Genomic DNA, 12215 nt, shown 5'->3' with positions numbered 1-12215 from the left:
GCGGTCAGGGCAGGAGCGCGGTCAGCGCCGGCACGTCGAGCCCGACCAGCGACGAACGGAACACCCGCCGCTCTCCCGGTTCGACGTCGACGTCGTTCGGGATCACCACCACCGTGCAGCCCGCGGCGGCCGCGGAAGCCGCGCCGGGCGGTGAATCCTCGATCGCCACGCACCGGGAAGCCGGGACTCCCAGCAACTCCGTGGCCAGCTGATACGGCCTCGCGTGCGGCTTGTTCAGACCATCGACCTCGTCACCGCAGACCGTGGCGGCGAAGTACTCACGGCCGATGGTGTTGAGCGCGAGTTCGGTCAGCGACCGTTCGGTGGAGGTGACCAGCGCCATCGGGACACCGTTGGCGCGCAACAGTTCGAGCAGCTCCTGCGCGCCGGGGCGCCACGGGAGCGGACCGTCGAAGAGGTTGGCCGTGCGGCGGCGGATCCACTCCCCCATCTCGGCGATCGACTCGGGCGTCACGGGCCTGGCGCACACTTCGAGCAGGAACGCGGCCGTGTCGTCCATATTGGACCCGACGAGACTCAGGCGCTGTTCCTCGGTCAGGCTGCCGCCGAGGCTTTCGACGGCCTCGTAGAGCGCGACGTCCCACAGCTTCTCCGAGTCGACCAGCGTGCCGTCCATGTCCCACAGCACGGCGGCGAGTCCGTCCGGTGTGGACGGTTCGGTCACGGCTCCCCCTCACGTTCGGTCAGGCCTTCCGGAGCCCACGGTAGCCGAGACGGATTCACGTCGTCGGCCAGGTGGTTGCCCGAAATGTCGCATTGCGTCGGCTCCGCGCGGTTCGCCGCCGCGAAACGCCACCGGACATGCCCAACGGCGCACGGCCCCCTGGTCGTAGGCTGGTCCGGTGAGTGAGCCCGTCGACGAGACCCAGCGGCCCGGCCGCGACCACCCGGATGACACCAAGCCGATCATGATCGTCGCCTTCGAAGGATGGAACGACGCAGGTGACGCGGCCAGCCGGGCGGTCGAGCATCTCCAGCTCAACTGGGATGCGACCCCACTGAGCGAGCTGAGTCCTGACGAGTACTACGACTTCCAGGTCAGCAGACCGACCGTGCGCATGGTGGACGGCGTCACCCGGCGGGTCGACTGGCCGACCACGCGGCTCTCGGTGTGCCGCCCGGAGGGCTTCAGCCGGGACATCGTGCTGGTGCAGGGGCCCGAACCGAACATGCGCTGGCGCGCCTTCTGCGCCGAACTGCTGGAGCACATCCAGCAGCTGGAGGTCTCCACCGTCGTCACCCTCGGCGCACTACTGGCCGACACCGCGCACACCCGGCCCGTCCCGGTCACCGGGACGGCGTACGACAAGGACACCGCTTCGCAGTTCGGGCTGGAGCTGAACAACTACCAGGGACCGACCGGCATCGTCGGAGTCCTGCAGGACTACTGCGTGCAGGCGGGCGTCCCGGCGGTCTCGATCTGGGCGGCCGTGCCGCACTACGTCTCGCATCCGCCGTCGCCCAAGGCCACGCTGGCGCTGCTGCACAAACTGGAGGACGTGCTCGACGTCGAGATCCCGCTCGGCGCCCTTCCCGAGCAGGCGGAGGAGTGGCAGCGGACGGTCACCGAGATGGCCGAGGAGGACGAGGAGATCAGCGAGTACGTCCGGGGGCTCGAGGAGCGCGGCGACGCGGAGACCGAGTTCACGCTGGACGACGTCAGCGGGGACAAGATCGCGGCCGAGTTCGAGCGGTACCTGCGGCGTCGTCGTCCCGGCCAGGACGGCCCCGGACGAGGCTGAGCTCGCCTCAGTACATGAAGGCCCCCTTCCTTGCGTCAGGCGCAAGGAAGGGGGCCTTCATGTACTCGGCAAGGTGTGGGTCGAGTTTCCCCGGCTGAGCCGAGGGAGGCGTAGGACCGGCGGTCTCGCGTGACCGACCGGACGACACGCGTGATTCGGCGGACGACGCGCGTGACTGGACGGACGACACGACCGCGGCCACCGTTCCACCGCGAGTCGTCCGCCGGATCACGCGTGTCGTCCATCCACACACACGTGTCGTCCCTCCAGACATGGCCGGCTCCAACCGTCCTTACCAGTCACGAGGCCTCAGAAGATGCGCCGCAGCGGGATCGGCCCCCGTGCCCGCTTCCGCCACTCACGCGGATAGCCGAGCGAGACCTCTTCGAAGCGCACGCCGTCCGCCTCCGTGGAGCGCGGGATGTGCAGATGCCCGTAGACGGCGACCTCGGCACGGAAGCGCAGGTGCCAGTCCTCGGTCTCGGTCGTCCCGCACCACAGCGCGAACTCCGGGTAGTACAGCGGTTCGGTCGGGTGGCGGTGCAGCGGCCAGTGCGACATGAGGATCGTCCCGTGGTCCTCGGGGATCGCCTCCAGCCGCTCCGTGCTGATCTTCACCCGGTCGGCGCACCACGCCTGCCTGCTGGGATACGGATCGGGGTGCAGGAAGAACTCGTCCGTGCACAGCACGCCAGCCTCGCGAGCCTGCTCGATGGCCGCCAGCATCGGCAGCCCGTCGGCCAGCGGGGTCCGCCAGCTGTAGTCGTACAGGACGAACAACGGCGCGACCGTCAGCGGCTTCTCCTGGTGCTCCCACACCGGATACGGGTCCTCCGGGGTGAGGACGTCGATCTCGCGGCAGCGTTCCACCAGATGCTCGTAGCGCGCCTGTCCGCGCAGCTGACATTCATCCTTTTGGGTGGTCCACAGCTCGTGGTTGCCGGGCACCCAGACGACCTTCGCGAAACGTTCACGCAAGGTCTTGAGCACCCCGATCACGGATTCGGCGCGTTCGGCGACGTCACCGGCCACGAGCAGCCAGTCGTCGGGGGTCCGGGGGACGACCTCGTCGACTAGCGGGGCGTTGCCCTCATGGGTGACGTGGAGGTCGCTGGTGGCGAAGAGATGCGGCACTCCACCACCGTAGCTTCACCCGGTCCGGGGAACCGCCGGAATTGCCTTACCGCGCAGCCTTCCCGACGCCGACACACCCAGCACGATCAACGCCGAGAGGGTGTGCAAACCCGTCTGGACGTTCAGCAAGACCCCCGTGCCCAGCACGCTCAGCAGCCAGCCGGTCAGCAGCGCGCCCAGCGCCGTGAACCCCGCGGTCCCGGCGAAGACGGTGCTCAGCACGCGACCGGAGCGGGCCGGCGACGCGGCGGTCTGGACCAGCGAGAGCAGCCCGGATCCGGCGAGCACCCCGGGGGCGCCGACCAGGCCGAAGAGCCCGATGAAGACGCCCAGCGAAGCGGTCAGCGCGGGCAGGTTCCAGATCACGGCCGACAGCAGGCCGAGCGCGAGCCCGCCCCAGCCGAGCAGTGCAGCGGGCGCGACCTTGCGGGCGACGGTGGCGACGGCGAACCCCGCGGCCAGCCCGCCGAGCGCCTGTACGCCGCGCAGGAGGCCGACGTCGCCTTCGGTGCCGTCGAGGATGTCGAGCACGAAGACCACGAACAGCACCAGGAACATCCCTTGCGCCAGCGACGTCAGGACCACGACGACACCGGCGAGGCGAAGGCGTCCTTCGCGGCCGATCTCGCGGAGCCCGTCGAGCCACGCTCGCAACACCGGTTCGTGTGGTCCGGCCGCTTTCGGCGCCGCGACGCGCTGGAACGGCCGCGCCAGCAGGGCGGAGCCGATCACCAGCACGCCGAGATAGGCGACCACGACCCAGCCCAGGCCGCCGAACCCGAGCAGGAGACCGCCCGCCCAGCCACCGGCGAGCCGCGCGACGCTGCCGTTGATGCTCATCAGGCCGTTGGCGCCGATCAGTTCGCCGGGCGGGACCAGTTCGGGGACGAGCGCGTTGCGCGCGGGCTCGAACAACGAAGCCAGGCCCGCCTGCGCGGCCATCACCGCGTAGATCACGTGGACCGGGCCGCCGGACGCGACGAACAGCAGAGGCAGCGCCACGAACGCCTGTCCCGCGCACACCACGCACAGCACCAGCCGCCGGTTCCAGCGGTCCGCGATCACGCCGGCGACCGGGCTCAGCAGTACCGCGGGCACCAGGCCCAGGACGATGCTCAACGCCGTGGTGGCCGCCGAACCGGTCGCCTGGAAGACGAACACCGGCAACGCGATCTGCAGCATCCACTCGGCGGTCTCGGAGAAGAACGCGGCGATCCACAACCGCGCGAACGCGGGTTCCCTCAACGGTTTCATCTGCCCGGTTTCCCCTCGGCGTCGATGCGGAGGAACGCCCGCAGTCCCAAGTGGACCGGGAGCGCCTGCGCGGGAGCGTCTTCACGGATCGCGCCGACGTAGGGCCGCACGAGCGCGTCGATCCGCTGGACCAGCTCTTCCAGCTCGCCCGCGGTCACCCGCAGCGAGTAGTTGTTGATCCCCGACGCGTCCCGCCACTCCTCGCCGAGCCGGTCGGCGGCGTCGAGATAGCGCTCGGTCAGCTCCTTTTCCCTCGCGAGGGTGGTGCCCACGACCGCCAGTTGCGCCCCGTGCAGCTCCGGGTCGTCACCGAACTCGATGCCGACCTGGCACGCCCGCCACGGCCGCTCCCGCCCGTCCTCCCCCTCGACCCGCTCCACGAGGCCGTGCCGCGCCAGCTGACGCAGATGCCAGCTGCAGTTCGAGGCGGTCGAGCCGACGGCCGCCGCGCACTCGCTCGCGGTCCGCGGACCGACCGCCATGAGGTGGTCCACCAGCGCCGAACGCAGCGGATGCGCCAACGCCCGCATCAGCTCGACGTCTTCGATCCGCTTGCGCGGCGGTAACCCGGCCATCGCCCGATCCAATCTGAAAGACTTCTTTCGAAAGGTCTCTTTCAGATTCACAGTCGGCCGCACCGCTGTCAAGCGAATCACGTCTCGACGCACAAGAAGGGGGTTGACTAATGCTACTGGTGTTGCGTTAGACTCTTCGCATCATGGACAACTGACATCGCACCTACCCCGTTTCCGAGGCAGCTCCGGTCGAGCACAGCTCCCGTAAGCCACGAAGCCCGGCGGGGTTCCCCCATGTCCGAAGAAACACGGTGATGTCGTATGTCTCTTTCCCTGATCGCCAAGGACCTCGTCCACTCCTACGGTGCCCGCGTCGTCCTCGACGGCGTGAACCTGACGGCTTCGGCCGGGCAGCGGCTCGGGCTGGTCGGCGAGAACGGCGTCGGCAAGTCCACGCTCCTGCGCTTGCTGGCCGGGGTCGAAGAGCCGCAGGGCGGCGTGGTGCTCCGCGGCGACGACCTCGGATTCCTCTTGCAGGAGTTGCCGTTCCCGTTCACGGCGCGATTCTCCGACGTCATCGACGACGCGCTCGCCGAAATCCGGCGAGCGTCGGCGAGACTCGACGAACTGACCGCGGCGCTCGCCCGGCATCCGGACGACGCCGCCGTGCTCGACGAGTACGGCACGGTGCTCGAATGGGCCCAGGCGCACGACCTGTGGGACGCAGACCGGCGCGCCGAGGTCGTGTGCGCGGGGCTCGGGCTGGCCGGGATCGATCCGGCGCGCGAACTGGGCACGCTTTCGGGCGGCCAACGGTCGCGGCTCGGCCTCGCCGCGTTGCTGATCCGGCGGCCGGGCACCCTCGTCCTGGACGAGCCGACGAACCATCTCGACGACGCCGCGATGGAGTTCCTCGAACAGCATCTCGCTTCGTTGACCGGTGTCCTCGTGCTGTCGTCGCACGATCGCGTGTTCCTCGACGCGGTGTGCACCGACATCGTCGATCTCGACCCGGCGCTGGGCGGCCCGACCCGGTACGGCGGCACGTATTCCGACTACCTGGACCAGAAACGGGCCGAACGGGCGCGTTGGGAACAGCGTTACGCCGAGGAACAGGACGAGCTCAAGGAACTGCGTGAGTCGGTGGCCGTCACCGCGCGCAACGTCGCGCACAACCGGCCGCAGCGTGACAACGCCAAGATGCTCTACGACTTCAAGACCGGGAGGGTGCAGAAGCAGATCTCACGCCGGGTCCGCAACGCCCAGCTGCGGCTGGACGAACTGGAACGTGATCAGGTGCGGAAACCACCCGCGCCGCTGCGGTTCCAGGGCGATCTGACCGGCGAGCCCGGCGAGGGGAAGACGGCGATCTCGGTACGGGACATCGAGATCGCGGGACGGCTGCGGCTGGCGACCTTGGATGTCACGACCACGTCGAGGCTCCTGATCACCGGCGGCAACGGCGCCGGGAAGTCGACGCTGCTGTCCGTCCTCGCCGGCTCGCTGACCCCTGACTCCGGCACCGTCCTTTCCGGACGCGGCGTGCGGATCGGCCTGCTGGCACAGGACGTCGTGTTCGCCGAGCCGGAGAAGACCGCGCAACGGACCTACGCCGAAGCCCTCGGCGAGGACGCTCCCCCGTTGCGTGGACTGGGATTACTGGCCCCGCGTGATCTCGGGACGCGGGTGGGCGCGTTGTCCGTCGGGCAGCGACGGCGGCTCGCGCTGGCATTGCTCATCGCCGACCCGCCGGAGGTGCTCCTGCTGGACGAGCCGACGAACCACATCTCGCTCACCTTGGCCGAGGAGTTGTTCACCGCGCTCGATTCCGCGCCGGGTGCCGTCGTCATCGCGTCCCACGATCGATGGCTGCGGCGCGATTGGGCGGGCGACCACCTTCGGCTGGAAGCAGGTCGCGTCGCCGTGTAGGGCGTTATACGGATGTCATGAAAGGGTCGTTCAGGACGAACGATGTCCTGAACGACCCTTTCATGACGTTCCTCAGAGCTCGATGCCGAGGAGCGCGTCGACCGCGTTCCGGATCAGCCCGGGCGCGGCCGGGTCGGTGCCGGAGCGGTTCAGCGCCTGCTCCACCCAAGCGTCGACGGCCGCGAGCGCCTTGGGCGTGTCGAGGTCGTCGGTGAGGTGGTCACGCAGCCGCGCGACGGTGTCCTCCGCGGCGGGGCCAGTGGCGAGCGAGACCGCGTCACGCCAGCGCGCCAGCCGCGCTTCGGCATCCGCGTGCAACTGTTCGGTCCACGGCCGGTCCTCGCGGTAGTGGCCGGCGAACAGCGCGAGCCGGATCGTGCCGGGGTCGACCTTGTCGGCGCGCAGCCGCGAGACGAACACGAGGTTCCCGCGCGACTTCGACATCTTCTCGCCATCGAGACCGATCATCCCGGCGTGCACGTAGTGCCGCGCGAACGGCCTGTCCCCCGCGACGGCCTCCGCGTGCGCGGCGCTGTACTCGTGGTGGGGGAAGATCAGGTCCGAGCCGCCGCCCTGGACGTCGAAGCCGAGACCGAGCCGGTTGACCGCGATCGCGCTGCACTCGATATGCCAGCCGGGCCTGCCCTCCCCCAGTTCGGACTCCCACGACGGCTCGCCCGGCCGCGCCATCCGCCACAGCAGCGCGTCCAGCGGGTGCTGTTTGCCGGGACGGTCCGGGTCGCCGCCGCGTTCGGCGAAGAACTTCGCCATGGTCTCGGCGTCGTAGTTCGACTCGGAACCGAAATGCCCGGTCGCGTTGTGGTCGAAGTAGATGTCCGGGTATTCCGCGTCGTCCGCGCGGTAGGCGCTGCCGTTGGCCAGCAGTTTGGCGATGACCTCGACGATCTCCGGGATGCTCTCGACGGCCCCGACGAACTGCCGCGGCGGCAGCACCCGCAACGCGGTCATGTCCTCGCGGAACAGCGCCGTCTCACGCATGCCGAGGACGACCCAGTCGTCCTTGTCCCGCTCGGCACGCTCCAACAGGGGCTCGTCGATGTCCGTCACGTTCTGCACGTAATGGACTTCGTGCCCGGCGTCCCGCCACAGGCGGTTCACCAGGTCGAACGTCAGGTACGTGGCCGCGTGCCCCAGATGGGTGGCGTCGTACGGCGTGATGCCGCAGACGTACATCCGGGCGGTGGGCCCGGGCGCGGTGGGACGGATCTGTCCCGTCGCGGTGTCGTGGAGCCGCAGCGGACGGGGGGTGCCGGGGATACGGGGCACGTCGACCGATGACCAAGTCTGCATACTCCGACTGTAAGCGGAGCCGCCGCGCCGTTCCCGCCCGGTGGGAGACGAACACGGCCGGAGTAACCGGACCCGCTATCCGGCGGCCCGGTCCGCGTTGGCGTGCACGGCGTCCCGGATGTACTCACCGAGGCCCGGCCGCTGGTCCGGCTCGCGCACCAGGAAGCCGAGCTGGACCGGTTCGGTCGCGTACAGCAGGGCGAGCTCGCGGTGCGTCGTGAGGTCGCAGTCGCCCATGAACGCCGCGAGCATCCGGCGGTGTTCTTCGGCGAGGTCCATCGCCGGGGAGCTGTCGGCGGGCGCGCCGGAGTCGAAGACTGCGAGCAATCGCCGGACCCAGTCCTCCCGGCTCTTTTCCGCTTCGAGCCATTCCTCCTTGGACCGCGGCCTGGCCGCCGCCCGCCACTGCGGGGTATCACCCCATCGACGGACGGCCTCCTCCGCGTAGCCCTCCGGCTCACGGAACTCGCCGAAGACCTCGAACCGCTCTTCCGGGGTCAGCGCGTTCCCGGCCTCCTTCGCCGCGATCACCCGCTCGACGGATTCGGCCATCCGCGTCAGCTCACCGATCCGGTCGGCGAGCAACGCGCGCTGACGCCGCAGGTGCTCCAGCGCGTCCACATCCGGGTCTTCGATCACCTTCGCGATCGTTTCGAGGCCGAAGCCGAGTTCCCGGTAGAACAGGACGCGCTGGAGGCGGTCGAGGTCGTCGTCGCTGTAGCTCCGATACCCCGCGGCCGTCCGCCCGCTCGGGGACAGGAGGCCGATCTCGTCGTAGTGGTGCAGCGTGCGCACGGTGACGCCCGAGAGCGCCGCCACCTTCCCGACCGGATACCCCATCGGGCCAGCGTAGGCGAGTTCAGCGCTTCCTGGTCCGCAGGTAGTCGCCGACCACCGCGGCACCGAGCCCGTCGAGGTCGGGAGCGACCACCCGGCCGCCGGAGCGGCGGGCGAGCAGGTCGACGAACTCCGTCAGCCGTGGGTCGTCCCCGAGCCGGAAGACCGTCACCGACGCGCCCAGCTTCGCCATCCGGTCCACTTCGGACAGGGTCTTCAGCAACGTCCTCGGCTGGGGCGGATAGTCGAATTCCGCCGATCCGTCCGGTTCCAGATGCGCGGTCGGCTCGCCGTCGGTGACCATCAGGACCACTGGCTGCGCGTCGGGATGCCGCCGCAGATGCCGCCCGGCCAGGAGCAACGCGTGGTGGGCGTTGGTGCCCTGCTCCCAAGCGCCTTCCAGGCCCACGAGTTCGGCCAACTCGACCGATGTCGCGTAGCGGCCGAACGTGATCAGCTGAAGAGCGTCGTTGCGGAACCGGGTGCTGATCAGCTGATGCAGCGCGAGCGCCGTCCGCTTCATCGGCAGCCAGCGGCCCTCCTGCACCATCGACCACGAGGTGTCCACGAGCAACGCCACCGCCGCGCGCGACCGATGCTCGGTCTCGATCACCTCGACGTCGGAGACGTCCATCCGGACCGATCGCTCCCCCACCGAAACCGAGCGCAGGACGGAGTTGCGGACCGTCCGGGAGACGTCCCACGGCTGCATGTCGCCGAACCGCCACGGCCTAGTCGCACCGGTCGGCTCGCCCGCCGCGCCGGCGGACTCGGTCTCGCGCTGCCCGGTCTTGCCGCGCAGCGCGTGCACGACGTCCGCGAGCGCCGTCTCGCCCAACCGCCGCAAAGCCTTGGGAGACAAGCGAAGCGTGCCATCGGGAGCACGTTCGAAAAGTCCTTGCCGCCGAAGTTCGCGTTCCAGTTCGGACAGCCGCCGCGCGTCGACGCCGGCGTCCGGCCCGAGCTGGCGTTCCAGCGCGTCGACGTCGATGTCCTCCAGCCTGGCGCCGGGATACGACTGGCCGAGCTGCTCGGCCAGCGCGTCGAGTTCGGCGAGATCGGACATCGCCCGGGCACCCTCGCCGAGGCCCATCGGATCGTTGCCACGGAACCGTTCCGAAGACGTCCAGTCCTCGCCGGGCCGCAAAGCCCGCAGCTGAGCATCCAAAGTGGACAGTTGCTGCGCGAGCCGGGGGTCGCCGAACGCCTGCTGGGACAACTTGGCCAGTTCGGCCCGCTGTTCGGGAGTCATCGAGTTCAGCATCCGCTGCGCGGCCGCGGCACGGGCGGCGAGGACGTCGATCAGCTCCTCGACGTTCTTCGGGTTCTCCGGGAAGAACTCCCCGTGCCGACGCATGAACTCCGCGAACCGTTCCGGGACGTCCTCACGCCCCTGGGCGTGCGCGGCCAGGAGGTCGTTGAGGTCGGCGAGCATGCGGTTCGCCTGCTCGACCTGTTCCGGCCCGGCGTTCCGCAGTGCCTCCTTCATCCCTTCGAACCGGGAATCCAGCAGCTCACGGCCGAGCAGGTCGCGGATCTTCTCGTAGTTCTCCCTGCCCTCCCGCGAACGCCAGTCGTACTCGGCGAGTTCGCGCACCGCCGCGGCCGTCCCCGGCGGCAACGCGTCCAGTTGCGCCTCGCGGAAACGGGCGTCGTCGTCCGGATCGGGGAACAGTTCGCGCCGCTCGGCCTCCAGCGCCTGGTCGAGAAGCCGTCGGACCTCTTGGAGTGTGCCGTCGAGCCGGTGCCGCCGCTGGATCTCCGACCGGCGCTGCCAGAGCCGCCTGGTCAGCTCGTCGAGGCCCGCGGTGCGCGGAGTGCCGCGCCTCAGCAGCTCTTCGAGCGCGGACCGGGGCGACGCGCCGGCCATGACGTCGCGGCCGATCTCGTCGAGCGCGTCCCGTAGATCGGCGGGCGGCGCCAGCGGATCGGGACCGTCGTGCCACGGCCCGTACGAATACCCCTCCGGGAGGAAACTCATCGGCCGTAGACGGTCGTCGAGTCGTCCGAGTCCTTGGCGAGTCTCCTCGACAGGAACAGGGATTCCAGCGCCAGTTCGACCGCGGCCGCGATGCGCCCGGCCGGTTCGTCCGGCGCGACACCCGCACGCGCCGCGACGTCGTGCAGGACCGGCAGTTCCGGCAGCGCGGCAAGGACGTCCTTGCCCGGTACGCGTTCCCCGGTGGCGACCAGATGGCCGGACTCGACGGCGTCGGCCAGCGGCAGCAGGTCCAGGCCGGCGAATCGTGAGCGGGCCGTCTCCGCGACCGCCCGGCGCAGCAGGTGCACGAGGTGTTCGGTCTCGCGTCCCTCCTCCCCAGGCTCGAATTCGAGCTTGCCGCGCAGGACGGCGGGCACGGCGTCGAGATCGACCGGGCGCGCCACCGCGGGCTCCTCGCCGGTCAGCGCGGACCGGCGCAACGCCGCGGCGCCGACCGTTTCCGCCGCCGCGACGGCGAACCGCGCCGAAACGCCGGACCGCTGGTCGATCACCGGCGACTCACGCAGGTTCCGCACGAACCGGGCGAGCACCTCCAGCAGCGGCTCGCCGACCTCGGCGACCAGATGGGCCTCCTGCCGGACGACCGCGATCTCCGCATCGACGTCGAGCGGGTAGTGGGTGCGGATCTCGGCGCCGAACCGGTCCTTGAGCGGGGTGATGATGCGGCCGCGGTTGGTGTAGTCCTCCGGGTTGGCGGTCGACACCAGCAGCACGTCCAGCGGCAGGCGCAGGGTGTAGCCGCGCACTTGGATGTCGCGTTCCTCCATCACGTTCAGCAGCGCCACCTGGATGCGTTCGGCGAGGTCCGGCAGCTCGTTGATCGCCACGATGCCGCGGTGGGCGCGCGGGACGAGTCCGAAGTGGATGGTCTCGGGATCGCCCAGGCTGCGGCCTTCCGCGACCTTCACCGGGTCGACGTCGCCGATCAGGTCACCGACCGAGGTGTCCGGCGTGGCCAGCTTCTCCGTGTACCGGTCGTCGCGGTGGCGCCAGGTCACGGGGAGGGCGTCGCCGAGTTCGGCGGCGCGCCGGCGCGACTCCGGGGTGATCGGGTCGAGCGGGTGCTCGCCCAGCTCGGCACCCTCGATGACGGGCGTCCATTCGTCGAGAAGTCCCACGAGGGTCCGCAGCAGCCGGGTCTTGCCCTGGCCGCGTTCGCCGAGGAGGACGACGTCGTGGCCGGCCAGCAGCGCGCGTTCCAGTTGCGGCAGCACCGTGCGCGAAAAGCCGACGATCCCGGGCCAGGCGTCTTCGCCGGCACGCAGCTTGGCGAGCAGGTTGTCGTGCAGTTCTTGGTTGATCGACCGCGGCAGGTGACCCGCGGCGCGGAGGTCCCCGGCGGTCCGGGGCAGGTTTGCGGGAACATCGTTCACCCGTTCGACGCTACGTCGCGGGCGTGGCCGCTGTCGACGTGAAGCAACTCCAGCTCCACAGCGAACGGCCGACGCGACCCTTTCCTGGTTTCGCCGA

The 12215-nt window shown here is 70.0% G+C and carries 10 protein-coding genes; 2 read left to right on the top strand and 8 right to left on the bottom strand.

What is annotated here, in order from left to right:
• Nucleotides 1-4: 4 nt before the first annotated feature.
• Complete coding sequence (locus tag ACSMFO_RS02040; RefSeq protein WP_038513912.1) at nt 5-685, bottom strand: HAD family hydrolase; 681 nt, start codon at nt 683-685, stop codon at nt 5-7.
• A 178-nt stretch (nt 686-863) separates the two neighbouring features.
• On the opposite strand from ACSMFO_RS02040, the gene ACSMFO_RS02035 reads away from it, so the two are divergent.
• Nucleotides 864-1763, top strand: coding sequence for a PAC2 family protein (locus ACSMFO_RS02035; protein ID WP_037337460.1), 900 nt, complete (start codon nt 864-866; stop codon nt 1761-1763).
• 309 nt (nt 1764-2072) lie between these two features.
• Here the strand turns inward: ACSMFO_RS02035 and ACSMFO_RS02030 are convergent, their stop codons facing one another.
• Genes ACSMFO_RS02030 through ACSMFO_RS02020 form a run of 3 tightly spaced genes read right to left on the bottom strand, consistent with a single transcriptional unit; the run spans nt 2073 to nt 4726 of the window.
• Nucleotides 2073-2897 carry a metallophosphoesterase family protein gene (locus tag ACSMFO_RS02030; RefSeq protein WP_436456624.1) on the bottom strand — a complete coding sequence of 275 codons (825 nt, stop codon included), beginning with the start codon at nt 2895-2897 and terminating at the stop codon, nt 2073-2075.
• 15 nt (nt 2898-2912) lie between these two features.
• Nucleotides 2913-4151 carry an MFS transporter gene (locus ACSMFO_RS02025; RefSeq protein WP_436456623.1) on the bottom strand — a complete coding sequence of 413 codons (1239 nt, stop codon included), beginning with the start codon at nt 4149-4151 and terminating at the stop codon, nt 2913-2915.
• A complete protein-coding gene (locus ACSMFO_RS02020; RefSeq protein ID WP_436456622.1) occupies nt 4148-4726 on the bottom strand; it encodes an ArsR/SmtB family transcription factor in 579 nt (192 codons plus the stop codon). The genes ACSMFO_RS02025 and ACSMFO_RS02020 overlap by 4 nt, the downstream gene beginning before the upstream one ends.
• A 261-nt stretch (nt 4727-4987) precedes the next feature.
• On the opposite strand from ACSMFO_RS02020, the gene ACSMFO_RS02015 reads away from it, so the two are divergent.
• Nucleotides 4988-6595 (top strand): ABC-F family ATP-binding cassette domain-containing protein, encoded by a 1608-nt coding sequence (locus ACSMFO_RS02015; RefSeq protein WP_436456620.1) that lies wholly within the window; start codon nt 4988-4990, stop codon nt 6593-6595.
• A 72-nt stretch (nt 6596-6667) separates the two neighbouring features.
• Here the strand turns inward: ACSMFO_RS02015 and mshC are convergent, their stop codons facing one another.
• The 4 genes from mshC to ACSMFO_RS01995 all read right to left on the bottom strand — a co-directional run bounded on the left by mshC (nt 6668) and on the right by ACSMFO_RS01995 (nt 12118).
• Nucleotides 6668-7906 (bottom strand): cysteine--1-D-myo-inosityl 2-amino-2-deoxy-alpha-D-glucopyranoside ligase, encoded by a 1239-nt coding sequence (gene mshC, locus ACSMFO_RS02010; RefSeq protein WP_436456618.1) that lies wholly within the window; start codon nt 7904-7906, stop codon nt 6668-6670.
• A 75-nt stretch (nt 7907-7981) separates the two neighbouring features.
• Entirely contained in the window at nt 7982-8746 is a 765-nt protein-coding gene (locus tag ACSMFO_RS02005; RefSeq protein ID WP_436456616.1) for a MerR family transcriptional regulator, read from the bottom strand.
• Nucleotides 8747-8765: 19 nt separating this feature from the next.
• Nucleotides 8766-10724: a hypothetical protein gene (locus tag ACSMFO_RS02000; protein ID WP_436456614.1), complete on the bottom strand. Its 1959-nt coding sequence runs from the start codon at nt 10722-10724 to the stop codon at nt 8766-8768.
• Nucleotides 10721-12118, bottom strand: coding sequence for a sigma 54-interacting transcriptional regulator (locus ACSMFO_RS01995; RefSeq protein WP_436456612.1), 1398 nt, complete (start codon nt 12116-12118; stop codon nt 10721-10723). The genes ACSMFO_RS02000 and ACSMFO_RS01995 overlap by 4 nt, the downstream gene beginning before the upstream one ends.
• Nucleotides 12119-12215: the final 97 nt, after the last annotated feature.

The organism is Amycolatopsis sp. w19 (assembly GCF_051373225.1).
GTDB classification, from domain to species: domain Bacteria; phylum Actinomycetota; class Actinomycetes; order Mycobacteriales; family Pseudonocardiaceae; genus Amycolatopsis; species Amycolatopsis japonica.
The sequence above is the reverse complement of the archived record's forward strand: the minus strand, read 5'-3'. Positions and strand labels throughout refer to the sequence as shown.